Origin of the sequence: Caballeronia sp. dw_19, assembly GCF_018449515.1 — a bacterium.
GTDB lineage: Bacteria > Pseudomonadota > Gammaproteobacteria > Burkholderiales > Burkholderiaceae > Caballeronia.
In genome coordinates this window covers 71,854-98,284 of record NZ_JAAVUQ010000009.1, presented here as the reverse complement: position 1 = coordinate 98,284, position 26,431 = coordinate 71,854, and the positions used below count along the sequence as shown (strand labels likewise).

The window sequence follows — 26,431 nt, the reverse complement described above, 5'->3', positions numbered from 1 at the left end:
CAGTATCAGTGTCAGCGCGTGCCGCGATCAGTCAGGCTTGCGGAAGTCGTTGTCCACCCAGGCCTGCGCGCTGGTCTTGCTGAGCTTGAATCCCGCGGACACCCGCACGTGGGCAAGCAGCGCACCGAACGAATCGAGCGCCTTCAGGTCTGCGTAGGGATCGTCCTCGTCGGGCACGATATCCAGCGACACCGTCACATCCTCGCCGTCCGCGCGAACCGTAAAATCCTTGTGAAGCATTGCGTGGCGCTGTTGCTCGTGCCGACGCAATACTTCGGAGGCCGTCTTGACCAGCGTGCGGAACGCGTTCGGATCGAGCGGCTTGGGATTCTTCTTGTCGCGGCCCATGGTCCAGGGACCGGTGAGCGCCGGTTCGGCTTCGCCGTCCTTGATCATCTGGACCGCCCAGCCGTCGTCATCCTCGTTCTTGATCACCCTTGCGGTCCAGCCGTCGTCACGCCAGAGGCGGTCTTCGTGGAGCGTGGTGTCTTCGGCGGGTTGGAGATCGGGGTCTGAATCGGTCATGGGGATAAGAAGCTCGAGTTGCATGAAACGGTATGGGAGCGCGCGGGTGTTGCACCGTGCTTAAGCGACGAATTTTAACCTGCATGAAGCCCCGGCATCGTCGAAAATGCCCACACGCTGGCTGATCGGTCTACTCGACGGGCACTTTGCGCGCCACCCGTCTTTTTGTTACAGAAGTGTCGCGTGCAAAGGGTGCGCCGGCGCGCGCCCGGAATGCCGGGCGTTTTGCCAACACTACGAAGGAATCTTCATGCTTTCACTTATCGGCACCATCATCATCGGCGGCATTATTGGTTTGATCGCCCGGGCAATCAAACCGGGCGACAACAGCATCGGCTGGATCATGACCATTCTGCTGGGCATTGCCGGCTCGCTCGTGGCGGGCTATGCCGGCCGCGCACTCGGCTGGTATCACGAAGGACAGGCTGCGGGGTGGATTGCCTCCGTGGTCGGCGCTATCGTCCTGCTGTTCGTCTGGGGGCTGGTCGTGCGCCGCCGGGTCTGAAACATGTGAGACCCGATTTGCGCGTATGAGCTTTCGGGTTGAATGAAAAGGCTGTTCCAACGAAAGTTGGAACAGCCTTTTCATTTTGTCCGGCGGAGGAGTGACACAGGTAAAAAAACTGCGACGCTCTACAATAACGGCTGACGAATCAGCCGCAACCAGCTCTACAATAACGGCTGACGAATCAGCCGCAACCATGAAGCCAATCCAATTTTTCCTCCGATACACCCTGGTCCCGTTCGTGGCGATCGTGCTCGTTGCCTCGTGGGCGATCACGAAAGAATCGACCGAGATCGATGCGCGCCAATATGCGTCTCTCGCCGAGGCTTATCCGCAATTCCCGCAGGGTATCAAGCACGAACTGAGCGAGTCGATGAAAGAAGACAAGATCAGCAAATCACGTTATGCCGCCCTCACGCGGGAAGCGATGAACAGCGGCGTTGTTCTCGATTGGCCGCAAACGCCGCAGGGTGTGGCGGAAGAACGCGCCAAGCTGAAAGCCCTGATTGAAGCCAGTCGTGATTGAGAAGTTCGCTCGCGCCGGTGGACGGGGTTTTGGTGGGCTTGGTGGGGGGGCGATGCTGGGGTTCCGGGGTTAGCGGTTCGGGGTTGATGCCGGGTTGGTGCTTTCGGCGTTAGCGGTCTGCCTGAGTCGGATTTTCTCTTTATCACTATTAGCCACTGTGCGTGGCGGCACGTCATTTCTTTGTCCAAAGCGACAAAGAAACGAAGCAAAGAAAACGCTTTCAAACACGCTACCCTAAGTGTCCACAGCGTGCAGTTTTCATTCATGGGTGCCCCAAAAGCACGGTGCTCGCCAGAACCACGGATGTTTGAACCCCTCCTTCTCGCGAATCCTGACACGAACACGCTTCGCCCCGTACGCTCTCGGGCAAGCACGAACGCCCACGAATGAGCACGGCCTCGCGCGTATTCGCTGCCGCGCTTCTTGGTGCGTTGGCCGAGCGTGCGCTACTTTTTTTGGTGGGCTACACGGCCGAACGCATATTTACGGCTTCATGTTTGGTGGGTTGTTGCGCGGCCCGCACGATTCTTTTCACCAACTACGGCCCCATGCACCGTTGCGGCCTCGTTTCCAGCAGGGTTGGCGACGAGGTTCAAGGTGCGTACAAATTCGGTGGTTGGTGTCCGCGGATAGCGCGGGGTGCCCCTTGGGCAGGTTCAATCACTGGTGGCGAAGCGTGTGGGTATCGGTGTTCGGAGAAGGAGGGTTTCACACATCCGTGGCTCTGGCGAGCACCGTGCTTTTGGGGCACCTATGAATAGAAACTGCACGCTGTGGACACTTAGGGTAGAGCGGTTAAAGCGTTTTCTTTGCTTCGTTTCTTTGTCGCTTTGGACAAAGAAATGACGTGCCGCCACGCACAGTGGCTAATAGTGATAAAGAGAAAATCCGACTCTCGCAGACCACCACGGCCGAAAGCACCAACCCGGCATTGACCCCGACCGACCGCCCCCCCAAAACCTAGCAACCCTTCCCGCCAATCACCCACTCAACCCCGACTTCAGGAACAACACATAACGGGGCGCAAAATGCGCATACAACGGCAGGATTGCACCGCCCATTGCCCGGGCATCGGCGCCTATCTCCCCTTCAACCAGTCTCGGCCGCACCATCCCCTGCCAGTCGAAGGCATCGAGCGCCGAATTGGTCCGGCTCAACACCTCCCGCAACAACTGGCGATCCAGCTCCCCATCAATCACGATCGCGTCGACGTCGACCAGCGCCGCCGCCGTTGCAATAGCCGTGGCGAGCGCCGGACACGCGGCATCGAGCCACGCCTCGCACAAAGGCCACAATTGCGCCGACAGCGCCCGTTGATCGTGAGCAGCAGCAGCAGGAAAACCGGCATCGATGAAGCGCTTTTCCAGCACATACACTGACGCCACATTGAGCAACTGCGGCGTGCCTTCGCTCATCAGCGGAAACGACCCGATAGCACCGGCATTCCCCTTCGGCCCGGCATGCAGCCGTCCATCAATGACCAGCCCGCCGCCAATGAACGTGCCGATAAACACGTAAAGAAAATCGCTCAATCCGCGCCCTTGCCCCATCAGCAATTCAGCGGCGCAAGCAGCGGTGGTGTCCTTCGCGAACTCCACCGGCAACGTGGTCAGCGCCTGGACTCGCGCGCTGATATCGATCTCATTCCACGCGGCGAAAACGTCCGGCGGGGTATCGAAGAAATTGCGCCAGCCACCAAGCCACAACGGCGCCGCCACACCAATTCCAACCACCTTCGTAGCGTCATTGCCGAGCGCGACCATCATCTGGTCAATCTTCCCGCTCAGCAAAGCGAACACCGTACGCGGATCGGGATACGCATACTCGATCACATCACGCGCATGCACCTGCCCCGCAAAATCCATGGTCAGCACATCAAGACTCCGGCGCCCCACTTTCACGCCGATGGAAAACGCCCCATCAGCACGCAGCGAGATCGGCACCGACGGCTGCCCCATGCGTCCCCGCACGCGCGTCCTGGCCTCGCGGGCGAGCAAGCCATCGTCTATCAGACGATCCACGATCAGCGACGTCGTCTGCGTGCTCAAATGCGTCAGGCGCGCGATCTCGGACTTTGGCAGCGGACCGTGGACACGCACCGCCTGAAGCACGATGCGCTCGTTCATCTGCCGCATGCCGGCCGGCTTCGGCGTTGCCGTGCTTGCGGACATTGAAGGCGTCATCGGCAATCAGGCGATCGCCTGCACGTCGGCCTGCTTTGCACCGGTCATGATGGCCACGGCTTCCGACATATGGATGTCTTTCGTATTGACCAGCGCCGCGCGTCGCCCAAGCCGCTGGATATGAATGCGGTCCGCAATCTCGAACACGTGCGGCATGTTGTGGCTGATGAGAATCACGGGCAACCCGCGATCACGCACGCGCCGGATCAACTCCAGCACCATGTTCGATTCCTTCACGCCGAGCGCGGCGGTGGGTTCATCGAGGATCACCACATGTCGCGCGAACGCCGCGCTGCGCGCCACCGCCACGCCCTGTCGCTGACCGCCGGAAAGCGTTTCGACCGCCTGCTTCATCGAACGGATGCCGATCTGCAATCCCTCCATATGCGCGATGGCTTCCTGCAACATGCGCCGCTTGTCGATCATCATGAACACGGAGCCGAGGATGCCGGGACGCCGCAACTCACGCCCGAGAAAAAGGTTCTCCGCGATGCTCATCGCCGGCGCGACCGCGAGGTCCTGATAGACGGTTTCAATGCCTTGCGAGCGCGCGTCGAGCGGACTGCGAAAATGCACGGGTTTTCCGTCCAGCAGGATCTGCCCTTCGTCGGGCACCAGCGCGCCGGAAAGCGCCTTAATCAGCGACGATTTGCCTGCCCCGTTATCGCCGATGACCGCCATGATTTCGCCGGGCAGCAGTTCGAAATCGACGCCGTCGAGTGCGGTCACGGAACCGTAGCGCTTGCTGACGCCGCGCGCTTCCAGAACGGGTTTGAGTGTGTCGTTCATGAGCTTGGCTCCTCAGGCGCGGGGACGCGCGAGTTTATCGGCGGCGACCGCGAGAATCACCAGGATGCCGGTGATCAAAATCTGATAAACCGACGACACCCCGATCAGCGTCAGGCCATTGCGAAACACGCCGACAATCAAAGCGCCCAGCAAGGTCCCGACAATCGTGCCGCGGCCGCCGAAGAGACTCGTGCCGCCGAGCACGACGGCCGTAATGCTGTCGAGGTTCTCGGTCTGGCCCGCCTGTGGATCGCCCACACCGGTTCGCGCGACCGACAACAGCGCCGCAATCCCATAGAAAAATCCCGCGAGCGTATACACGGTGATCAGGATTTTCTGCGACGAAAGTCCCATCAGCCGCGCAGCTTCGGCATTGTTCCCGAGTGCGTAGAGATGGCGGCCGGGCACCGTATCGCGCAACACGAACCAGACCACGAGGTACATCAACAAGGTCAGCACGGTGCCATACGTGACCTCCGCGCCGCCGAGATGGAAGGTGTTGCCGAAGAACATCATGGCGTCCGGCAGGTTCGAGATGCTCTCGGCATTCGAGTACACCTGCGTCAGCGCGAACGCTATGTTCAGCGTCCCCAGCGTGACGATGAACGCGGGCAACTTGATCTTCGTGATTAGCGTACCGTTCAGTAATCCGAACAATGTGCTTGCCGCCACGCCACATACAATGGCAATCACGGGGGGTACGCCCAGCGTGACGGCGAACTTCGTCATCACGATGGAACCGAATGCCATGAGCATGCCGCACGACAAATCGATTCCGCCGGTCAGCACGATCAGCGTCTGTCCTATCGCGATCACCGCCACGACCATGGTCTGCTGAAGAATCAGCGAGAGATTTTGTATCGATAAAAACCGGTCGCTTTGCCAGATGAAGAAAGCGCATGCGATCACGAGCGCCACTAGCGGACCGATATCGGCAAGCGATGGCAGACGATCAGAGAACGTCGCGCGGCCGGCCGTGGGAGAGGTGGATTGCGTCATGACTCGGGACCTCGACAGCAACATCGAAAAAATGCGCCGCTCGCGCAACCCGGGCTTGAAACGCCTTGAGGCTCAAGCCCGGGCCGCGGGTTCAAATGCGGCGCGACGGCTTACTTGTTGCCCCAACAGTTATCCAGCCCGAACTTCGTGTCCTTGGCCGCGACGCCGGACACGGGTTTGTCGGTGATGAGCGTGACGCCGGTGTCGTGATAGCCGGTCGCCTTCTTGCCCGTCTTCGCGTATTCGATCCCCGCCTGCACACCTTGCTGCGCCATCAACAGCGGGTACTGCTGCGAGGTGGCGGCGAAGCTGCCCGCCTTCACGTTGCGCACGCCTTCACAGCCCCCGTCGATGGACACGATCATCACGTCCTTATCCTTGCCCGCTGCTTTGAGCGCACGATACGCACCGGCCGCCGCGGGTTCGTTGATCGTATAAACGAGGTTGATGCCCGGCTCCTTCTGCAGGCAGTTTTCCATCGCCGTCTGGCCCTTCGACTGGTCACCGCGAGTGTCCTGGCTGCATACCACGGACGGGTCGCCCTCTTTCACGCCGAAGCCCTGCAGGAAGCCGTTATGACGCAGGACACCGACGGTCACGCCGGGCGCGAGGTCGAGCGTGGCGATCTTCGCGGGCTTGCCGGCAAACGAGGCTTTTGCGTATTCGCCGATCAGCACGCCGGCCTTGAAGTTATCGGTGGCGAACAGCGCGTCGGTGGCATCTTGCGGATCGGTCGGCGTGTCGAGCGCGATCACGAGAATGCCTGCCGCGCGTGCTTTCTTGAGCGTCGGCACGATGGCCTTGGTATCGCTCGGCGTGATGAGGATGGCTTTCACACCGGCCGTCATCATGTTCTCGACCGCCGTCACCTGGGTTGCGTTGTCGCCGTCGAACTTGCCGGCTGCTGTGATCAGTTTGACACCGCCTTTCGAGGCGGCTTCTTCGGCGCCCTGTTTCATCTTGACGAAGAACGGATTGGTGTCGGTCTTGGTAATCAGGCCGATCGCGATCTGGTCAGCCGCCATTGCCGCGCCTGAACTCACCAGCGACGCAACTGCAAGTCCGAGGAAGGACGCACGTGCGGCACGTCGAAGATTTTTCATGTCTCGCTCCATAGATTTTTATTCGTCCGCGGCTTCGAGAAGATGAAGCGCACCGGACGCGTTCGCCGACTAAATCAATTGACTTTATTTAGTACAACAGCGACATGGAGACAAGTCAAGAAAATGGAATGACACCCGAACGGTGCAGTGCAGCATGACGCCGATTAGATCGCTTTGAAGATCAATCGGGTTATGCAAGCAGCGATTGTTGCGTCGCGTCTACGTAAAAACACTAATGGGTGGAAAAGGGGTTTAAAAAAGCGTTGAATTGAATTGTTTTCCGGATTTTTATCGGGTTATGGTTTACCAGCATTCTTGCCAACCTATCATTTTGGTCTCCTGCACCATGAGCGCACTCGAAGCCCTTCACGCGATCGTCACCGACGAAGATTCGCCCCAGATCATCCGAGATCACATTGTGGATTCGTTGCAGTTTGCATTGCGTAACCAGCCTGGGTTTTTCACGACGAAGGAAGTGCAATGGCTGGCGCAATGGGATGACACGCGTATTCCGATTGCCGCGACAAAGATCCTGAACGGGATGAAAACAACTTAGGGGGTAAGGGTTTCGCTCGCGCCGGTGGACCGGTTTTGGTGGGCTCGGGTGGGTCAGTGCCCGGGTGTCAGGTTCCAGGGTTAGCGGTCGGGGTCTATGCCGGGTTGGTGCTTTCGGCCTTAGTGGTCTGCGAGAGTCGGATTTTCTCTTTATCACTATTAGCCACTGTGCGTGGCGGCACGTCATTTCTTTGTCCAAAGCGACAAAGAAACGAAGCAAAGAAAACGCTTTAACCACGCTACCCTAAGTGTCCACAGCGTGCAGTTTTCATTCATAGGTGCCCCAAAAGCACGGTGCTCGCCAGAGCCACGGATGTTTGAACCCCTCCTTCTCGCGAATCCTGACACGAACACGCTTCGCCCCGTACGCTCTCGGGCAAGCACAGTTCGCCAAGGGACCCGCACGGCCACACGCTTCGCCACCAGTGATTGAACCTGCCCAAGGGGCACCCCGCGCTATCCGCGGACACCAACCACCAATGTGTACGCGCCTCGAACCTCGTCGCCAACCCGCCGAGAAACGAGGCCGCGAAGATGTGGGTGGCCGTAACCGACGAAAATGGCTGTACAGAACGCGCAGCCAATTCACAAAAACTGAGGCAGTAAACACAAACACGCATGAAGCTGTGGCCTATGAATACGGTCGCACAGACCAGGTAGCTAACCCGTCAAAAAACCGCAGCAGTAAATACCTGTAAGGCCGTGCGGGTTCATTGGCAATGGTGCTTGCCCGAGAGCGTACGGGGCGAAGCGTGTTCGTGTCAGGATTCGCGAGAAGGAGGGGTTCAACCATCCGTGGCTCTGGCGAGCACCGTGCTTTTGGGGCACCTATGAATAGAAACTGCACGCTGTGGACACTTAGGGTAGCGTGGTTTAAAAGCGCTTTCTTTGCTTCGTTTCTTTGTCGCTTTGGACAAAGAAATGACGTGCCGCCACGCACAGTGGCTAATAGTGATAAAGAGAAAATCCGACTCTTGCAGACCACCACGGCCGAAAGCACCAACCCGGCATTGACCCCCGACCGCTAACCTCAAAACCGACCAACCCCGCATAACACCGCCCCCCCCCCCCCCCCGTGCAAACCAGCCTTAACCGCCACATCAAAACTAAACGCCAACGTCTTATCCTGCACAACAATACTATCAATAAACTGCACCACCTCTAAATCCTTCACAAAACTCGCCGCCGACGAAGCGGCAAGAATCGCACTGCTTTCCTGCGGCTTGGCAATAAGATATCCCTGCACGTAATCCACGCCAATTTCCTTCAGCGCGCGCAGCGTCCCCACATCCTCAACCCACTCGGCAACGCTACGCATTCCAAGATTGCGAGCGAGCGCAACAATAGCTTCAACAATGGCTATATCAGCCGGATGCGCACACATCGTCCGAATAAACTCGCCGTCAATCTTGAGTGCATCAGCGGAAAGATCCTTGAGATATTTAAACGATGTATACCCCGCGCCAAAATCATCGAGTGCGATCTTGCCACCCATCTCATGAACCCGCGCGATAAAGCGCTGTGTATTGCCAAGATCATGCAACGCGACGCTCTCGGTAATCTCAAGACAAAGATAAGGAACGATATGCCGGAAACGCGCGAACAATGCAAAGACGTCTTCCATGAACTGCTCGTCATTCAACGAACCACCACTGAGATTGACGCAAATGAAACGCGTATTCGTGAGCGACGCCTGATGTTTCTCGATCCACTCAAGCAACGTGGTAATCACCCATTTATCGATAGCCGCAATGTTGCCGGATTCCTCCGCCGCCACGATCACCTTGCCGGCAGGCAACGTTGCACCATCGGGCGCGCGCATGCGCAGCAGCACCTCGAAATTAAGCGACTCTGTGGGCGCAGACAGCGACATGATCGGCTGCATCACAAGAAAAAGACCCGGAGGCAATCGATTGCGCCCCAGCGTTTCAACCAGCTTCAATTCCTCTGCCCGCTCCTCGAACGCCGCCGCACCCTTGCGATACGTCACCATCCGCGCATTCGAACTCTTCTTGGCCTCACGGCACGCACGGTCCGCATGCGAGAGCGCATCCTGCACACGCACGCCGTGCGAACACTCCACCAGCCCTACCGATGCCTTCACCTGGAACGCACGATTGCCGACCTGATACGGCGCATCACTCAATGCACTGATCAGGTGATGACAACAGTCGATGGCTTCGTCTATGGACATGCCACCCATCACGCAGACGAACTCGTCACCACCAATCCGCCCGAACGGAAACCCGGCTGAAAATAACGCCCGCGTACGCGTGGCGACCTGCTTCAGGACTTCGTCGCCGGCACGATGACCGAACAGATCGTTGACGAGCTTGAAGCGATCCAGATCCACGTACGCGAGCGCCCAGGACGTCCCTTCTTCGCTCTGTGCCGCTATAGCCTTTTCCACGCCGCGCCGGTTGAGCGACCCTGTGAGCGGGTCGTGTTCAGCCAGGAACCGCAGTCGTTCTATGGCTTTCGAACGTTCGGTCACATCCTGCAGCGAGCCCTCGATCCAGCCGTTCGAGCGCGTAGCCTTGAGCAGGAAACGGCGCTCGCCATTGCCCCGCGATGCCGCGCCCCCCATCTCCAGTTCGCCTTCACTTCCCTTCGATGCCAGCGCCTGCAAAGCGCCCCAGGCGCCCGATTCGAAGTAGTCGTTCCAGTGCCGCACCCTGTACTCGGTTTTCTGCAGCGACAGCATGGTCCGCAACGCGGGATTCGCGCGCACGAAATGACCGGCGCTGTCGAGCGTGAACAGGCCAATGGGTGTCACGTCATACGTGTTGCGCAATTCGGTTTGGGCCTGCCGCCGGTGCTCACGTTCGGCACGCATCTGTTCGGCAATAGCGAAGGCGGCCATCATGCTCGACGACAATGCGGCCATCACCGTATTGACGCCGCCGACCAGCAGCTTGATGCCGAACGCTGCGCCCATGACTTCAGAAAATGTCGCGAACAGCACGATTGCCAGCGAGCCCACATACCACATCACCGTGCGCGAGCGGGTCATCCAGACGAGACGAGCCAGCAGGAAGATCAGCACGAACACGCCGAACCCGGTGGTTACCCAGAGCGTCGGGATAAAGCGTGCATAGGGCAACACGATCGCCGCGCCAAACAGCACGAGGCCGACGTAATGCACGATCCTCAGGAGCCATTTATAACCAATGACCTTCAGCTCGCGCCGGAACAGCGAACTGAACAAAGCGGCCGTCAAAAGGTAATAGGCTGCGAACGTCAGTTGCCGGATGATCTGCAGGTAATCCGGCGGGATCACGCGACCAAGCCACTCCATGTCCCAGCCCATGGCGTTCGCGCACAACCGCAGGTTGCCGACAAGCCAGACCGCGAAGATCACATAGGTCCACTCGCGGTTGATCATTGCCGTGACGAAAACAAAGACGGCCAGTGTCAACAATCCGCCCGCGATCAACCCCGAACTCTCCTGGAAGTCGAGCGCGCTTTTTTGCAACATCGGACCGCTCCAACCGAGCGCGGTAATTTGTGCCGGGCCGGAAAACGTGCCGCGGCACAGCACATTGACCGGCTCCGCGAGGTGGCCGAGTTGGAGCGCGAAACCCGCCTTGATGGGGGTAAATTCGTTGGTCGTGGTCAGGCGATCGGCGCTGCCGAGCGGCTGCATGGTCGATGCAATCCAGCACGAAAGCGTTTGCGCGTGACGCGACGGTAATTCGGCGTAAGTCGATTGCTCCTGACTCATGTTGGGCACGGCGAATTCGAACCAGAATGGCGTTTCGGCGAGCTGCGTGTTGAACCGGTTCGACAAGACAGCCGTAGGCATCCGCTCAAGCGCGGTAGCAGGATCGAGCGTTCCAGACGGGTCTTTCAGGACGTGGAGGGGCAGGGTGAGACCGCCCCTCGAATCGAATTGGGGCGTTCCCCACACCAGCGTGGCAAGGGTGCCGAGAGCAATCAGTGTCGGGACGATATAAACGGCGAACGCGTACAGAAACCGGTCCATATTCGACCCGGTATATCCGGACTTCGCCCGCGAAAATAAGGCAACCGACGCCATACCTTTTAATCCCCCGTGATGCACGACAGATGTCGCGCCGACGGTGGCGAAACCCCAGTGAATCGCCACCGTCTTTTTGTGGCCTCGGTCAATGAACGGCCGGGCTATCTTTTATTACCTGCCGTAAGCAACTTGCGGTACCTCCGGGCATCGTACCGGTTCCTGCTGGAAAGATAAATCAGACGTCCGTAAATCCAGATCCGGATGATGCGTATGCACCATGAACTGGAATAACGGATGCTTCGCTTCCTCCCAGCGGCGCCGAGCCGCCATCACGTCTTTTGCAAGTACCCGGTGCGGCAATCCGCCAACATGAGCCATCGGCAGGAATTCTCTTTCTTCAAATACATCTTCGAACAACATGCCTTCATATTCCCTGTCCAGCGGCGCACGCGCGGTAATAACCATATAGTCGACCAGTTGCTGCTCGCAATAAAGCCACAGGGCCTTGCAAAGCATTACCTTGACGACACGGCCCACGCCACCGCCCGCCACACCCAGCCGGGTGGCTTCCGCCAAACGGCTGCTGGCCAGCCAGTCAGGCAGGCGCACCGATTGTTCCACTGCCAGCGGCGCATATTCATTGGTTTGAATACGCATAGTACCCAGCGGCGCGCCATCCAGCTTCGATTCCGCAAGAAGCACTGCCACACCCGGGTCCCGATCGCATTCCTCAATGCCCAGTTTCTGGGCAAAAACCGGCAAATGCCGGCCATAAGCCATGCGCCGCATCTCAACGACTTTTTCAAGGTCGGCGTTTTCGCGAACAATCCGGATCGTGAACGGCATGGACTCGCGCTTCTCCTGAGCCTGGACAACCGCCCGCTCGAGCCGCCCTGCACGTTCACCGTGTTCAATATGTCCGTTGCGAAAAACGCTGCTTTGACCTGCCTTATTAAGCTGTTCCATTTGTGCTACCCCATTTTTGGCGAGAAGGAGGACGCCGCGGAACGTTTGACTTCACGCAAACGAATCACACGACGGATTTAGTCTCGCCCAAAGGCAATTGATGAGGTGCGCGCTACCAAATAAATCTTTAGAGAAATTTAAAAAAAATATGCATTTTCAGCGCTTTTCGTGTTCGACGCCTCAAATCATCTCCCCGCATTTCGTATCATGAAAAATTATGCGGAGGCAAGTATGTGTCGTACACGTGAAGCGCGACTCTTTTTTGCCATTAATTATGGTTAGAAATATTCTAAAGCCATGTTTTGGCCTCCGCTATCTCCGGTGCTGCACCGTTCGAGTGCTCATGCTTATATAACGGATTTTCTGTCGCCGACTTTATATCGAGGGTGAATAACGGGCAAGCGAAACGGCTGGATTGGCAAAGCGGAAAAAATGACCCGCTCGCAATAAGTGAGACCTATTAAACTGATGAATAGAGTCTGCTGCAAATAAGCCCTTGAGGCACTATGGAATTCGATATGTAAAGCAGAAGCAATTCGAGGGCGCTACGCATTTGCGCTTTAGGAAAAGAAGGGAATTCCGCCTGAAGCGCAAACCAGGTGCCGGCCTTACCGGATGAAGAAGCCTGGGAACAGCGGATGCAAGGCGCATCCGCCGGTTTTTTCAGAATAAGGCCGGGGCTTCTTCAGTCTTCGTCGTCGAGCCAGGGAATGTCCACGTCGGTGATGAACGCCACCATTGCGAGCGGACGCCCTTCCTGACGGCCGATCTTGCCGTCCGCACGTTGCCATTCGCATCGAAACACGGTTGCGGGAGTGTCGGCCATCAAGGTCACGGTGCGCAGTTCGTCCGGGTCCGCGTCTTCCACCGGGCCATCGAGCGACACCAGCAGTTGTTGCGGCCACATGCCGTCGGCGGGATCGTAGATCTTGTCGCCGTCATGAATCACGACAAACGCTTCCACACCAATGGTCGCCGAAGCCTCCACAATCATCTTGCCAAGCGCGCGCAGCACGGCCGTTGCGCGGCCGGAGTTGGCCTGGCGAATCGCGAGGTCGCCGCGCGTCAGCGCCTGCTCCAGCTTCGGGTTGGTTTTCTGTTGGGCCATCGGTTCGCCTCCGTAACTTGATTCACTATTCGACGAGCATCGCGCGCCGGCTTGCAAGGCGCGATCGTACCATTCCTGTCCCAAATTTACCGTCCGACAGGCCTTCCAGGGAATTTTTAGCATCCCGCAAACGCCCGCCCATCAAAGCTGCCGGCGTCTCGCCAACGCGTGGCATGATGGCTTCACGCTCAAGTCGGCCGCCATTTGATCCGATAAGATGTTGTCCGTCCTCAAGCGTTGCCGAGCCGCGGCCCACTCGTCGCATTCGTCCTACAGTCCTACCGTCCTACCGTCCTATTCACCACCCGCGCAGACCCACATCATGTTCGAACTGTTCCTGGCTCGCGTTTGTGCAGCCGATCTGACCGGGCGAGTTCGCCGTCGTAGCACGGCGGGGCTGACATCGCTGCCCGCACGGTTGACGCTGTCCATCCTGCGCGCCTTTTCACTATTCGTCGCGGGACGTGTTGCAGTAGCCGGCATGGCTGCGCCGACCGGCAACACCCGTCTCCAGGCAGCAGCTTCCTGATGCGGCGCACGCTCGGGAAACTCGGGAAACCGCACCCGCCCGCCACGTTCGACGGCATCGTGCTCTGCTCGCACTTCCAGCCGATCTATAGTCTGGCCCACCAGCGTCAGGTCGGTTATGAGGCCTTGTTGCGCGGCATTGCATCAACGGGCGGTTTGCTGGAGCCGTTCGAACTGTTCGCAAAGGCGATCGTTGCGAGCTCGACCGGCGCACTCGACCGCCTGAGTCATGTCACTCATTTGCAGAACTCCGCCAGATGGCTGCCCGGCCAGACCTGGCTGTTCCTGAACGTGACGCCGGCAAGCTTCATCGATCCGGGCTATGCGCGCCAACTCGCCGGCATCGCGCGGGAATCGGGCGTGCGGCCGGAAGAAATCGTGATCGAGTTGCTGGAATCGGGAGGCAACGACGTCTGCGCGTTCGCCCACGCGACGCAGGCGTTCCGGTCGCAAGGCTTTCTGGTGGCAGTGGACGACTTCGGCGCCGGGCACTCGAATCTGGACCGGTTGCTGACCCTGCGGCCGGACATCGTGAAACTGGATCGCAGCCTCATCCATGCGCATCAGCCGGACTTGCGCGAGTCGGTCATGCCGAAGCTGGTGAGCCTGTTGCACGAGGCAGGCATGCTGGTGGTGGCCGAAGGGATCGAGACCGAAGAGGACTTGCTGCTGGCGGCGCGCTCGGGTGTGGACTTCGTGCAGGGCTTCCTGTTTGGCCAGCCGGGTCCCGGGGAGTCGCCCGAGGAAGCCGCGACGCAGCAAATCGAAACCGTCTTCGATACCCTCGCCCACACGCGCCAGACCCGCGAGCTTGGCATCGATTTGCTGCTGATGCCGTATCGGACGCGCTTCGCGGAGGCGGCCGAGCGAATGTGCGCCGGCGCATTGCCGGAGCGTGCCTGCGAGGATCTGCGGGCGCTGCCGTGCACGGTAGGTTGCTTTTTCCTCGATCAGGGCGGCCGCGAATGTATCCCGATGATCGACGGCGCCGGCACGGCCCCGATCGCTCCTCGCCTCGCGCCGCTGAGCAAGCCGTCCATCGGCCGCTGGGACAACCGGCCGTATTTCGTCGACGCCCTCGCGCATCCGCAGCGGCTAATGGTCAGTGCTCCGTATTTATCGGCGACTGGCACCGGACTCTGCGTGACGCTGTCCATCTTCATCAACTATCGCGGCGATCCTCTCGTGTTCGGCACGGATCTCAACTGGGAGCGTCTCGCCGCATCGGCGGCCGGGTTGCTGCCGCCTTCAGGCTAGCGTTGGCGTTGAGGTCGGCGTTGGCTTCGCGGCCAGCGTTCGCGCAAGATACTCACCGCCGGCTTTCAACGCTGTCACGTTGCCGGGTTCGAAGGTCCAGTGGCCCGCCGCATCGACGATGGATAGCTGCGCGCCCGGCCAAACGTCGGCGAGAGCCTGCACCTGATCGGCGGGACACACCATGTCGAAGCGGCCGTGCACGAGCACGCACGGCAGATGCGCGATCCTGCCGATACGCGGCAACAACGGCTCCGGCGGCAACTCGTGCGCCATGTAGTGATGCTCCAGCAGCGACATCGAGATCGCAGCGGCGTTGGCCTCGCGGGTCGCTTCGGGGGACGCCGGCTCAGCTTGAGCGGGATCAGCCTGGGGCGCTTCGGGCAGCGCGGCGGTGGCTTGCGCGGCATCAGTTTGAGCCGCTACGGTCGAAGCCTCTCCTTTCGATTCGTCGCCTTTCGATTCGTCCTTCTGCGCCTGGTCGGCACCCTTCTTCGGCGCGGGCTTGTTCACCACCGATAACGTCGCCTCGAAGCCCGACCATGCACGGGCGAGCTTGATGCCGGCGTTATCGAAACGGGCCAGCGGCGCGCCGGTGAGCGTCAGGATCTCGGCGGCATTGCGCGGACGTTGGCCGCTCGCGGTCTCGATGGCATCCAGGAACGCCCGGTGCGCATCCGGAAACACGCGCTGCACGTCCCACAGGAACCAGTCGATATCCTCCTTGCGCGCGAGGAAAATCCCGCGCAGCAAAAAGCCGAGACAGCGCTCGGGATGCGTCACGCCGTAGCTGAGCGCGAGCGTCGTGCCCCACGAACCGCCGAACAATGCCCACTTCTCGATGCCGAGGGCGACCCGCAGCTTCTCCATATCGCCGATAAGATCATTCGTGCCGTTGTGCTCCAGCTTGCCGAAGGGCGTGGATTTGCCGCAGCCGCGTTGATCGAAGAAAACCATGCGCCACTTCGATGAATCGAGCACATCCGCCCATTTGAGATTCATTGCGCCGCCGGGGCCGCCGTGGACAATCAGCATCACGGGGGCGTCCTTGGGTCCTTGCGCACGCCAGTAAACGGCGTGGCCATCGCCGACATCCAGCAGACCGTCCTCGAAAGCAGGCGTCGGCTCGCCGGCCTGCCTGGCGGTTTTGTCGTTCGTCAACTCGCCCTTCACTTCGCTGTTTGCTTCGTCCGTCATTGCAACTCCGTTTAAGAGAGACCGGTGTCTCCCTGACTGTCATCGGGCGGGCAGCGTGCGCGCACCCAGCATCGGGTTTGGGACATGCGCCGCCGCACACGCTATCCTTCGGGTTTCGCTCGCCGGGCTCAAACGTCGGGGGGTCACCGTACCCCTGGACGCCTTGCAACCCGCCGCACTCCTTTCGCACCTTTTTACCACCGTCCATTTCTTAATGCATCGAACCTTCGTCAAGTGGCTGTTCGCGACCTACCTGCTTGGCAGCGGTACGGTGTGGTCGATCCTGATTCTGCCGCTGTTTCCGTTCGTCGGCCGCAGCGGCCGTTATTGGCTCGCCAAACAATGGTGCCGTGCGATGGTCAGGATGATGCGCGTGATCACGGGCGTATCGTGTTCGGTCGAAGGACTGGAAAACCTGCCGAACGAGCCATTCATCATGTTGTGCCGGCACGAGTCGACATGGGAAACGCTCGCGTTCATGGCGCTGTTTCCACGCCGCATCAGCTTCGTGTTCAAGAGCGACCTCAAGCGCATCCCGTTCTTCGGTTGGGTGCTGAAGGGCCTGGACATGGTCAGCCTGGATCGCGGTTCGCCACGTCAGGCGCATCAGGCTGTTACGCGCGAATGCGCGGAAAAGCTCGCACTGGGCGACGTGGTGGTGATCTTCCCCGAAGGCACGCGAGTGGCGCACGATGCCCCGCTCAAGCTTGCATCGGGCGGCGTGAGGCTTGCGTGTTCGACGCAAGTGCCCGCCGTGCCGGTCGTGCATAACGCCGGCAAATACTGGCCGGCAAAAGGCTGGCCCGATCAGCCCGGGCATATCCGCGTGATCGTGCTGCCGCCCCTGCCGGCCGATTGCGTGGTGCCTCAAGAGTTGAACCGGCTTGCGCAAGACCGGATGGAGAAGGAGCTGGCGCGGCTCGTCTGAACCGCGCGCGGCTACGCGCAATAAGCACGGTAGCACGGGGTAAATGAAACCGCGGTGCGCAGGTTCAGAACGGCCGGCGGCGCTTCGCTGCGCACAACCGGTCCACCGCCGACAACAACGCTTCCGTCGCGACGGGCTTCTGTAAGTAGCCGTCGTAGTGAACGAAAGCCGGCGGGTGCGGATGGCCCGAGATCATCAGGAAGGGAATGTGTGCAAAGGCCGAGTTGGTCTTCATCGTCTGGCATAACAGCGCGCCGCCGAGCCCCGGCATCATCCAGTCGGACACCACGATATCCACGCTGTGCTCGCCCAATAATACAAGCGCGCCGTTACCGTCGAACGCGGACAGCACCGTGCAGTCCGGTGACTGCATGCACAAGGTCCAGGCTTCGAGGGTGGCGGGGTCGTCGTCGACGAGCAATACGGTTTTCATCTTGCTGGCGGCTTTGATGGGTATCCCGGTGATGGAAGAGCTGCGGAGTCAGACAGCACAGAGCGAACTTTGGTTGCACGCAAATTCTGTTGCGCTTGCTTACAGTACGGTTGTTTGCAGTGCTCACCCGCCGCTCGCGGGGTCCGCTTCGAGCCTGCTTTGTGGCAGCATTGCACGTGCCTTGAACGCTGCATGGCCCGGCGTCTGGCCCACTTATATAGCTTTTATCGAACGTATGCTAATGGGGTTTTGCCCATCCCGCATTTGCGGTAACAAGTGCCTGCGGCAAGCCTCTCTCCAAGCTATTTCATACCGATACGAACCGCCTCGCGCTGCCTCCCCGCTTCCCGGATTGCATCGATCAGGCTGTCCAGCGCAGGCGAGCGGACGCGGTCATGGCGGAGTATCAGGCCGATGGGTTCATCGGTACTCGCGAAGGGCATGGGCAAGCGGGCAAGCAGCTTCAATTCGATGTCATGTTCCACCACGCTCGACGGGACGAACCATACCGCGTCGTTGTGCAATGCAAGAGCGCGCCCGAGCGACACCGACAAGGTTTCAATCAGCGAACTCAGCGCCTGTGCGCCGAACGCCGTCAACACGCTTTCAGCGGACTGGCGGATCAGTGTTCCAAACGGCGGCACGACCACCGGAAAGCGGGCAAGCACCGACGCCGTGATATTGCTTTCGTACACGAGTGGATGATCACGGCGCACGACGACCGTCAATGGCTCACGGTACAACTGCTCGAAGGTCATCCCCACCATGCCTTCAGGTTCGGACAAACGGCCGATGACCAGGTCGGTATCGGCGGATTTCAGACGTTCGAGCAACTGCGAATTCGACCCGGTCCATACCCGCACGGAGACATCCGGCCAGTGCGCCCGAAACGCGGCAAGCGTGGGCGGCAGCAACGCGGGTGCGACGGTGGGCAGGACGCCTAGCGCGACCGTGCCGGGCATCTCGATACCGTGCCGCGACAACTCATCCACGCCTTCTCGCAAAGCCCCTACGCAGGCCGCGGCGTGAGGTGCAAACAGTCTCCCCTCGCGCGTGGGCGCGGCGCCTCGGCGGCCCCGTTCGAACAGCCGGACGCCCAGAATGGACTCCAGCTCGCCAATCGTCTTCGATACCGCCGGTTGCGTGATCGAGAGGCTATCGGCGGCGCGTTGCACGCTGCCGAATTGCGTCACCGCCAGGAAACACTGCAGGTGCCGGAACTTGATCCTGCCGCTGGTCAAGTTGGCGAGCGGCGTGACGGGTTTACTCAGCTTGGTCGGCTTATTTAGCGCACCAGCCGGGACAGGCACGTCGGACGATGTAGGGTCGGTATCCATGACGATCAGTTATGTCTGAATGCATAAAAGGTCATTTTCCATAACTTCACGGCTTCGATAAAGTGTTGATTCACATTTTAAAAATCCGAGACAGAAAAAATGACTGCCCCCTCCCTCATCCTGACGCCGCGCGACTGGGATTCCCACCCGCCTTATTGCCATCCGGGCTACAAGTCCTCCGTGCTGCGTAGCCCGTCGCGCCCGCTGATCCCGTTGAAAGAGAACCTGAAGGACCGGCGCGTGCCCGTGTATGGCGCCGACGACCTCGGCAAACTCGATCATGACCTCACGCGCAACGCCGCAAAGAATGGCGAGCCGCTGGGCGAACGCATTATCGTGACGGGGCGCGTGCTCGACGAAAGCGGCCGGCCGGTGCGCAATACGCTGGTGGAGATCTGGCAGGCGAACGCGGCCGGGCGTTACGTTCACAAAGCCGATCAGCACGCGGCGCCGCTCGATCCGAATTTCCTGGGCGCGGGCCGTTGCCTGACCGATAACGAAGGACGGTATCGATTTCTCACGATCAAGCCGGGCGCGTACCCATGGGGCAATCATTCGAACGCGTGGCGTCCCAATCACATCCACTTCTCGCTGTTCGGCGACTACTTCGGCTCACGTCTTGTCACGCAGATGTATTTCCCCGGCGACCCGCTGCTCGATCTCGATCCGATCTTCCAGGGCACGCCGGAACGTGCACGCAACCGGTTGATTTCGCGCTTTTCCATCGATACGACCGAGGAAGGGTATGCGCTCGGTTATGAGTTCGACATCGTGCTGCGCGGCGCGAACCAGACCCCGACGGAGGCTTGAACATGACCATCTACAAACAAACGCCGTCGCAAACAGTCGGACCGTACTTCGCTTACGGCCTGTGTCCCGAGCAATACAACTTCGACCTGAAGAGCTTGTTCACGCCGTCGATCGCGGATCGGGAATCGGCGGGGCAGCACATCAGCATCGTGGGGCAAGTGTTCGATGGTGACGGGAAAGTGGTCGGCGATGCCGTGATCGAAATGGCTCAGGCCGATTCCACCGGTCGCTATGTGAGCACGCTCGCCGAAACGCGTGAGTCGGGTTTTCGTGGTTTCGCACGGGTGGGCACGGGGACGGACCCGGCGTTGCGCTTTGTCGTGGACACGGTCAAACCGGGTAGTACGGGGAGTGATTCGGCCCCGCATATCGATGTGATCGTGTTGATGCGCGGCATGTTGCTGCACGCCTATACGCGCATTTATTTCGACGATGAAACCGCAGCCAATGCATGCGATGACGTCCTTGCGCTCGTTCCTGCGGAGCGGCGCAGCACGCTGATCGCCCAACGCGAAGCGGGTACATCGAATACGATTTATCGCTTCGATATTCATTTGCAAGGACCCAAGGAAACGGTTTTCTTCGATCTTTGAGCGGTCGCTGGCAGCCAGGCAGAGCGTCCGGCGCGATAGTTTATGATGTCGGTCGCTCGAACTTGCCTGTGATTCCCCTATGAAAGACGCTCAGTCCGCTAGTCCGTTGTATCTCAAACTTTTCGCCGAAACCGCGCAGATCGAATGGTCTGAACTGCAGCGGTTTTTTGCGCGCGGCGTGTTGTTGAAAGTGGCTCGCGATATCGATCTGGTGAGTGTGGCCGAAGCCGTCGCCAGTGACGATGCGAAGCAGGTCGCCGAGTGGTTGTCGGCAGGATTGCTCGAACGCGTCGAGCCCGCGGTGGCTGAGGATCTTGCTGCGCGCAATCCTGAACTCTGGGCTGTGGTGGTCTCGCCGTGGGTTTGTGTGCAGGAGCGCGGGTGAGGGTTCACTGCAGCCCCTTCACCGCCCCGCCAATTTCCGCCAAAGCGTAGTCTTGCTGATGCCAAGCGCCCGGGCGACCTCCTCGCGATTTCCCCCGAACGAATCCAGCATCGCGCGGATCTCATCGGCTTCTACCTTGCGGCTACGCTGCTTCAGCGTTTCCGGGCCCGAAGCGGTTTCGTCTTCCTGAAGTTCCGGCGCGATCGACTTCAGTAATTCAGGCGTGACTCGCATCCCCGGCATCTCGTCCAGCTCTACCGCAATCCGTTCAATCACGTTCTGCAATTCGCGCACGTTCCCGGGCCATCGGTACGCCGCCAGCAATGGCATGGCCGGTTCAAGCACCCCATGCGCCGCATCGACCGACCCAACGCGCCCCGTCTGCCACAGCAACCGCGCGGCAAGCCCGGCAATATCGGATGACCGCTCCCGCAGCGGCGGCAAAGCAAGATTCAAGATATTCAGCCGATAATAAAGATCAGCCCGAAACTGCCCCGCCTTCACGCGCTCGCTCAGCCCGCGATGCGTCGCCGCGACCACGCGCACATCGACCTGCAGTGGTTCCGTAGAACCCAAACGCACCACTTCACGTTCTTGCAACACGCGCAGCAAACGGCTTTGCAAGGGCATCGGCATCTCGCCGATTTCATCGAGAAAAAGCGTGCCGCGATGCGCCGATTCAATCAGCCCCGCTTTCCCCCCACGTCGCGCGCCAGTGAACGCGCCTTCCTCGTAGCCGAACAATTCGCTTTCCAGCAAGGTCTCCGGGAACGCGCCGCAATTTAGCGCGACGAACGCGAATTCGCGTCGCGCGCTCTCGGTATGGATGCCTTGCGCAACCAGTTCCTTGCCCGTGCCGCTTTCGCCCCGGATAAGCACGGTGGCGTCCGTTCGCGCATAACGCCGGGCGCGCTGCCGCACTTGTTCTATCGCCTCGCTCGTCCCGCTCAGATCCTCAATCCGATACCGCGCGACCAGTTGCGGCGCACGTTGCCGCGCCCGCACGGAGCGGTCCATGCGCTGCAACGCCACCGACTCCTGGAAGGTGATGATGGAACCGGAAGCCGCCGACGTCGACGCATCGCCCCATGCATTCCGATGCACCACATAACTCGCCCCGCGTACCGTCTCCAGCGATTCACCCGGCTCCTTCGGCACCGCGTTGGCCACTTCCGGCGCGAGATCGGCCAGCCGCTTGCCCACCGCTTGCGACGGCGCAAGCCGCAGCATGTCGGCCATCTTGCCGCTCAGCGCTTCTATGCGGCCATCGGCGGTCAGCGCGATCACGCCGTCACGCAGATGCTGCAGGACCTGATCCAGCCGCCGACGCCGCTGCGTTTCCGTGAGCGTGGCACGTGCGACTTCCAGCGCGGTTTCAAAGGCGCCCTGAACCGACGCGCGCGAGTATAAAAACACCGACTTCATGCCCGCCTTCTCGGCCAGTTCGGTCACCAGTCCCGGCCCCACAATGGCTTGCACACCCCGGTCGCGCAGATCGAGCACGCAAGCCTCCGCGTCTTCCGCAGACAGATACGAAGCGCATTCCACTGCCGCACCGAAGGCCCGGAAAAACCGCTTGAGCTCGGACGGTGTTTCGCCGTGCATCACGAGACCGACCGAGTCGCCCTCACGACGCGCCCGCGCCAACGCATGCATCACGTCGAAGCCGGTCGGATTCACGAGTACGACCGGCACGCTGATCCGCGCCTTCAGGTAGCTCCCGTTCGATCCCGCCGAAACAACCACGTCTGGACGCGCATCGCCTGCGTTCTCGACCTCGTGCACCGCGTCCTCATACCCCAGCGGCACGATGCGCAGATCCGCAATGCCGTCGTACTCCGCCGCGATGTCGCGATACAGGTCGCGCAACTTGCTGATACCAACTGCCCAGATGCGTGGAGGTGGATTCATGACTTATGGCTGAACGAGGGATTGTGAAGTTTAACGCCATTTTTGCAATCCACGATTTCATTAATGAAATTTCGTGGTGCTGTGAAGAAGGTCTAATCTCTTAAAAATCAGAACCTTGGAATCTGGCAGGCAACTTGCGCTGTATCAACGGGTCAACGGAGACACATCTATGAGCTCAACTGCAACACTCAGCGCCGGCGCGAAATTTCGCGCCGCGGTCGCGGCTGAAAAGCCCCTGCAACTCGTCGGCGCGATCAATGCGAATCACGCGCTGCTCGCCAAACATGCCGGCTTCAAGGCGATCTACCTGTCGGGCGGCGGCGTGTCCGCGGGCTCGCTGGGCTTGCCCGACCTCGGCATTTCCACACTCGACGACGTCCTGACCGACGTTCGCCGCATCACCGATGTCTGCGATCTGCCGCTGATGGTCGATGTCGATACGGGCTTCGGTCCGAGCGCCTTCAACATTGCACGCACGGTGAAGTCGCTGATCAAGGCGGGTGCGGGCGCGATGCATATCGAAGATCAGGTGGGCGCCAAGCGTTGTGGACATCGGCCGGGCAAGGCGATCGTCTCGCAGCAGGAAATGGCGGATCGCGTGAAGGCCGCAGTCGATGCCCGCACCGACGAGAATTTTGTCGTGATGGCACGCACGGATGCGCTGGCGGTGGAAGGTCTGGAAGCGGCGATTGAACGGGCACGTGCTTGCGTCGAAGCTGGCGCCGACATGATTTTCCCGGAAGCCATGACGGACCTGAAGATGTACAAGCAATTCGTCGATGCCGTGAAGGTGCCGGTCCTCGCGAACATTACGGAGTTCGGATCAACGCCGCTTTTCACCGTTGAAGAACTGCGCAGCGTGGATGTATCGATCGTGCTGTATCCGCTTTCAGCGTTCCGCGCGATGAACAAGGCCGCGGAGAACGTGTATCGCGCGATCCGCACCGACGGCACGCAAAGCAACGTGCTCGACACCATGCAGACGCGCGAGGAACTGTACGCGAGCATTGGTTATCACGAGTTCGAAGACAAGCTCGACGCCCTGTTCAATCAGGCGAAGTAACGCGTCAACCCTATCAGGAGAGAGACACAAATGAGCGATACGTTAGCGAAAGAAGCACCCGCCACCGGCGGCTTCAAACCGAAGAAATCGGTCGCACTGTCAGGCGTGACGGCGGGCAATACCGCGCTGTGCACCGTCGGCAAGACGGGCAATGACTTGCATTATCGCGGCTACGACATCCTCGATATTGCCGGGACGTCCGAGTTCGAGGAGATCGCGTATCTGCTCGTGCATGGCAAGCTGCCGACCGTCGCTGAACTCAAGACCTACAAGGCCAAGCTCAAGGGTTTGCGTGGCTTGCCCGCGAACCTGAAAGCCGCGCTGGAATGGATTCCCGCATCCGCTCACCCAATGGACGTGATGCGCACCGGCGTCTCCGTGCTTGGCACCGTGCTGCCCGAGAAGGAAGACCACAACATCTCCGGCGCCAAGGATATTGCCGACCGCCTGATGGCCTCGCTCGGCTCGATTCTGCTGTACTGGTACCACTATTCTCATAACGGCCGGCGCATTGAAACCGAGACCGATGACGATTCCATCGGCGGGCATTTCCTGCATTTGCTGCATGGTGTTCCGCCGTCGAAGTCATGGGTCGATGCGATGCACGCGTCGCTGATCTTGTACGCCGAGCATGAATTCAATGCATCGACGTTCACCTGTCGCGTGATTGCCGGCACGGGCTCGGACATGTACTCGGCCATTACCGGTGGCATTGGCGCGTTGCGTGGTCCGAAGCATGGCGGCGCGAATGAAGCCGCGTTCGATATCCAATCGCGTTATCAGACGCCCGACGAAGCGGAAGCCGATATCCGTCGTCGCGTGGAAGCGAAGGAAGTCGTAATCGGCTTCGGTCATCCGGTGTATACGATCTCCGATCCGCGCAACAAGGTGATCAAGGAAATCGCGAAAAAGCTTTCCAAGGAAGCCGGCGACACGAAGCTCTACGACATCGCCGAGCGCCTGGAAACAACGATGTGGGACGCAAAGAAGATGTTCCCGAACCTGGACTGGTTCAGCGCCGTTTCATATCACGCGATGGGCGTGCCCACGGCCATGTTCACGCCGTTGTTCGTGATCTCGCGGACCTCGGGCTGGAGCGCTCACATCATCGAACAGCGTATCGACAACAAGATCATTCGGCCGAGTGCAAATTACACGGGCCCGGACGACCTGAAGTTCGAGCCGTTGAACAAACGCAAATAAATTACGGAGACCTGTTAAACACATGAGCCATATTTCCAACGTCCGGCCCGAGCCGGATCGAGTATTAGTCGATATCGTCGACTACGTTCTCAACTTTCAAGTCGACAGCACGCTCGCGCTCGACACCGCGCGCAACTGCCTGATCGACACGCTCGGCTGCGGACTCGAAGCACTGACCTATCCTGCCTGCACCAAGCTGATGGGACCCATCGTGCCCGGCACGATTGTCCCCAACGGCGCCAAGGTGCCCGGCACCTCTTTCCAGCTCGACCCGGTTCAGGCAGCGTTCAACATTGGCGCGATGATCCGCTGGCTCGACTTCAACGACACATGGCTCGCTGCCGAATGGGGCCATCCGTCGGACAATCTCGGCGGCATCCTGGCAACGGCCGACTGGCTTTCGCGTAACGCGGTGGCTACCGGCAAGAAGCCTCTGTCGATGAAAGACGTCCTGATCGCGATGATCAAGGCGCACGAAATTCAAGGCTGTATCGCGCTGGAAAACTCGTTCAACAAGGTTGGGCTTGATCACGTTTTATTGGTGAAACTGGCATCCACTGCAGTGGTCGGTCAGATGATCGGCCTCACGCGCGATGAGTTGATCAATGCGGTATCGCTGGCTTTTGTGGATGGTCATTCGCTGCGCACGTATCGTCATGCGCCGAACACGGGCTCGCGCAAGTCGTGGGCCGCCGGCGATGCGACCTCGCGCGCCGTGCGTCTCGCGTTGATCGCGAAGACGGGCGAGATGGGATATCCATCGGTTCTGACCGCTAAAACATGGGGTTTTTACGACGTGCTCTTCAAGGGCAACGAGTTCAAATTCCAGCGTCCATACGGCTCGTACGTGATGGAGAACGTGCTGTTCAAGATCTCATTCCCGGCTGAATTCCACTCGCAAACGGCGGTGGAAGCGGCAATGACCTTGCACGCCAAGCTCGCGGAAACCCGCAAAAAAGTTGAAGACATCAAGAAGATCACGATCCGCACGCATGAAGCGGCGATTCGTATCATCGATAAAAAGGGTCCGCTCGATAACCCCGCCGACCGCGATCACTGCATTCAATACATGATCGCCGTGCCGTTGATCCATGGTCGCCTGACCGCTTCGGATTACGAGGACGGCATAGCGAAGGATCAACGTATCGACACCTTGCGCGCGAAGATGGAATGCGTGGAAGACCCGCAATTCACGAAGGATTATCACGATCCGGAGAAACGTTCGATCGCTAACGCGCTCACGGTCGAGTTTAACGACGGCTCGAAATTCGACGAGGTGGTCGTCGAATATCCGATTGGACACAAGCGTCGCCGGGAAGACGGCATCCCCCTTCTGGTCGAGAAGTTCAGGACCAACCTCGCACGGCGTTTCCCAGCCAAGCAGCAAGAGGCAATCCTCGCGGTATCGCTGGATCAGGCAACGCTCGAAGCAATGCCGGTCAATGAATATGTAGATTTGTACGTGATTTGAGCAAGGCAGGACGCGCTAGCCTGTCGTGAGAGAAGGCCGTTCCAACGCGAGTTGATGGAACGGCCTTCAATAAACGC

General features: G+C 59.7%; 24 protein-coding genes. 12 read left to right on the top strand and 12 right to left on the bottom strand.

The window, feature by feature from the left end; all coding sequences use genetic code 11:
- Positions 1-27 precede the first annotated feature (27 nt).
- Positions 28-525, bottom strand: coding sequence for a hypothetical protein (locus HB376_RS15070; protein ID WP_213764468.1), 498 nt, complete (start codon positions 523-525; stop codon positions 28-30).
- A 250-nt stretch (positions 526-775) separates the two neighbouring features.
- Here HB376_RS15070 and HB376_RS15065 point away from each other — a divergent pair, with 250 nt between their 5' ends.
- A complete protein-coding gene (locus tag HB376_RS15065) occupies positions 776-1,030 on the top strand; it encodes a GlsB/YeaQ/YmgE family stress response membrane protein (RefSeq protein ID WP_213764467.1) in 255 nt (84 codons plus the stop codon).
- A 100-nt stretch (positions 1,031-1,130) separates the two neighbouring features.
- Positions 1,131-1,556 carry a hypothetical protein gene (locus HB376_RS15060; RefSeq protein WP_255631357.1) on the top strand — a complete coding sequence of 142 codons (426 nt, stop codon included), beginning with the start codon at positions 1,131-1,133 and terminating at the stop codon, positions 1,554-1,556.
- A gap of 980 nt (positions 1,557-2,536) precedes the next feature.
- Here the strand turns inward: HB376_RS15060 and HB376_RS15055 are convergent.
- The 4 genes from HB376_RS15055 to HB376_RS15040 all read right to left on the bottom strand — a co-directional run bounded on the left by HB376_RS15055 (position 2,537) and on the right by HB376_RS15040 (position 6,630).
- The gene (locus HB376_RS15055; protein WP_255631356.1) at positions 2,537-3,727 is read right to left on the bottom strand and encodes an ROK family transcriptional regulator; all 1,191 of its coding nucleotides are present in this window, start codon (positions 3,725-3,727) and stop codon (positions 2,537-2,539) included.
- Between the two features lie 18 nt (positions 3,728-3,745).
- Complete coding sequence (locus HB376_RS15050) at positions 3,746-4,528, bottom strand: ATP-binding cassette domain-containing protein (RefSeq protein WP_213764465.1); 783 nt, start codon at positions 4,526-4,528, stop codon at positions 3,746-3,748.
- Positions 4,529-4,540: 12 nt separating this feature from the next.
- Positions 4,541-5,527 (bottom strand): ABC transporter permease, encoded by a 987-nt coding sequence (locus HB376_RS15045; protein ID WP_213764464.1) that lies wholly within the window; start codon positions 5,525-5,527, stop codon positions 4,541-4,543.
- 110 nt (positions 5,528-5,637) lie between these two features.
- Entirely contained in the window at positions 5,638-6,630 is a 993-nt protein-coding gene (locus HB376_RS15040; RefSeq protein ID WP_255631355.1) for a sugar ABC transporter substrate-binding protein, read from the bottom strand.
- Positions 6,631-6,976: 346 nt separating this feature from the next.
- Here HB376_RS15040 and HB376_RS15035 point away from each other — a divergent pair, with 346 nt between their 5' ends.
- Positions 6,977-7,186: a hypothetical protein gene (locus HB376_RS15035; RefSeq protein ID WP_213764462.1), complete on the top strand. Its 210-nt coding sequence runs from the start codon at positions 6,977-6,979 to the stop codon at positions 7,184-7,186.
- Positions 7,187-8,215: 1,029 nt separating this feature from the next.
- Here the strand turns inward: HB376_RS15035 and HB376_RS15030 are convergent.
- From HB376_RS15030 to HB376_RS15020, 3 genes are all read right to left on the bottom strand, one after another.
- Positions 8,216-11,224, bottom strand: a complete 3,009-nt coding sequence (locus tag HB376_RS15030) for an EAL domain-containing protein (protein ID WP_213764461.1) — start codon at positions 11,222-11,224, stop codon at positions 8,216-8,218.
- A 114-nt stretch (positions 11,225-11,338) separates the two neighbouring features.
- The gene (locus HB376_RS15025) at positions 11,339-12,133 is read right to left on the bottom strand and encodes a hypothetical protein (RefSeq protein WP_213764460.1); all 795 of its coding nucleotides are present in this window, start codon (positions 12,131-12,133) and stop codon (positions 11,339-11,341) included.
- 685 nt (positions 12,134-12,818) lie between these two features.
- Positions 12,819-13,241 (bottom strand): hypothetical protein, encoded by a 423-nt coding sequence (locus tag HB376_RS15020; protein ID WP_031357205.1) that lies wholly within the window; start codon positions 13,239-13,241, stop codon positions 12,819-12,821.
- Positions 13,242-13,563: 322 nt separating this feature from the next.
- Here HB376_RS15020 and HB376_RS15015 point away from each other — a divergent pair, with 322 nt between their 5' ends.
- On the top strand, positions 13,564-13,770 hold the full coding sequence (locus HB376_RS15015; RefSeq protein ID WP_213764459.1) for a hypothetical protein: 207 nt from the start codon (positions 13,564-13,566) through the stop codon (positions 13,768-13,770).
- On the top strand, positions 13,770-15,026 hold the full coding sequence (locus HB376_RS15010; RefSeq protein WP_213764458.1) for an EAL domain-containing protein: 1,257 nt from the start codon (positions 13,770-13,772) through the stop codon (positions 15,024-15,026). Before HB376_RS15015 ends, HB376_RS15010 begins: the two co-directional genes overlap by 1 nt.
- Here HB376_RS15010 and HB376_RS15005 read toward each other — a convergent pair.
- Positions 15,018-16,220, bottom strand: a complete 1,203-nt coding sequence (locus HB376_RS15005; protein ID WP_213764457.1) for an alpha/beta fold hydrolase — start codon at positions 16,218-16,220, stop codon at positions 15,018-15,020. The two genes, HB376_RS15010 and HB376_RS15005, sit on opposite strands and share 9 nt — an antisense overlap.
- A 214-nt stretch (positions 16,221-16,434) precedes the next feature.
- On the opposite strand from HB376_RS15005, the gene HB376_RS15000 reads away from it, so the two are divergent.
- Positions 16,435-17,148, top strand: coding sequence for a lysophospholipid acyltransferase family protein (locus HB376_RS15000; protein WP_213764456.1), 714 nt, complete (start codon positions 16,435-16,437; stop codon positions 17,146-17,148).
- A gap of 64 nt (positions 17,149-17,212) precedes the next feature.
- Here the strand turns inward: HB376_RS15000 and HB376_RS14995 are convergent, their stop codons facing one another.
- Together HB376_RS14995 and pcaQ are read right to left on the bottom strand one after the other, a co-directional pair.
- Positions 17,213-17,581 carry a response regulator gene (locus tag HB376_RS14995; protein WP_213764455.1) on the bottom strand — a complete coding sequence of 123 codons (369 nt, stop codon included), beginning with the start codon at positions 17,579-17,581 and terminating at the stop codon, positions 17,213-17,215.
- A gap of 302 nt (positions 17,582-17,883) precedes the next feature.
- The gene (gene pcaQ / locus HB376_RS14990; protein ID WP_213764454.1) at positions 17,884-18,918 is read right to left on the bottom strand and encodes a pca operon transcription factor PcaQ; all 1,035 of its coding nucleotides are present in this window, start codon (positions 18,916-18,918) and stop codon (positions 17,884-17,886) included.
- Between the two features lie 99 nt (positions 18,919-19,017).
- On the opposite strand from pcaQ, the gene pcaH reads away from it, so the two are divergent.
- The 3 genes from pcaH to HB376_RS14975 all read left to right on the top strand — a co-directional run bounded on the left by pcaH (position 19,018) and on the right by HB376_RS14975 (position 20,706).
- Positions 19,018-19,728, top strand: coding sequence for a protocatechuate 3,4-dioxygenase subunit beta (pcaH, locus tag HB376_RS14985; protein ID WP_213764453.1), 711 nt, complete (start codon positions 19,018-19,020; stop codon positions 19,726-19,728).
- Between the two features lie 2 nt (positions 19,729-19,730).
- Positions 19,731-20,321 carry a protocatechuate 3,4-dioxygenase subunit alpha gene (gene pcaG / locus HB376_RS14980; protein ID WP_213764452.1) on the top strand — a complete coding sequence of 197 codons (591 nt, stop codon included), beginning with the start codon at positions 19,731-19,733 and terminating at the stop codon, positions 20,319-20,321.
- Between the two features lie 79 nt (positions 20,322-20,400).
- Positions 20,401-20,706 carry a DUF2288 domain-containing protein gene (locus HB376_RS14975; RefSeq protein WP_213764451.1) on the top strand — a complete coding sequence of 102 codons (306 nt, stop codon included), beginning with the start codon at positions 20,401-20,403 and terminating at the stop codon, positions 20,704-20,706.
- A gap of 18 nt (positions 20,707-20,724) precedes the next feature.
- On the opposite strand, the gene prpR is transcribed toward HB376_RS14975, so the two are convergent.
- Positions 20,725-22,617: a propionate catabolism operon regulatory protein PrpR gene (prpR, locus tag HB376_RS14970; RefSeq protein ID WP_213764450.1), complete on the bottom strand. Its 1,893-nt coding sequence runs from the start codon at positions 22,615-22,617 to the stop codon at positions 20,725-20,727.
- Between the two features lie 169 nt (positions 22,618-22,786).
- Here prpR and prpB point away from each other — a divergent pair, with 169 nt between their 5' ends.
- From prpB to HB376_RS14955, 3 genes are read left to right on the top strand one after another with little or no spacing between them, the layout of a single operon-like run.
- Positions 22,787-23,680, top strand: a complete 894-nt coding sequence (gene prpB, locus HB376_RS14965) for a methylisocitrate lyase (RefSeq protein ID WP_213764449.1) — start codon at positions 22,787-22,789, stop codon at positions 23,678-23,680.
- A gap of 30 nt (positions 23,681-23,710) precedes the next feature.
- Positions 23,711-24,883: a 2-methylcitrate synthase gene (gene prpC / locus HB376_RS14960; RefSeq protein ID WP_213764448.1), complete on the top strand. Its 1,173-nt coding sequence runs from the start codon at positions 23,711-23,713 to the stop codon at positions 24,881-24,883.
- 22 nt (positions 24,884-24,905) lie between these two features.
- A complete protein-coding gene (locus tag HB376_RS14955; protein WP_213764447.1) occupies positions 24,906-26,354 on the top strand; it encodes a bifunctional 2-methylcitrate dehydratase/aconitate hydratase in 1,449 nt (482 codons plus the stop codon).
- Positions 26,355-26,431 lie beyond the last annotated feature (77 nt).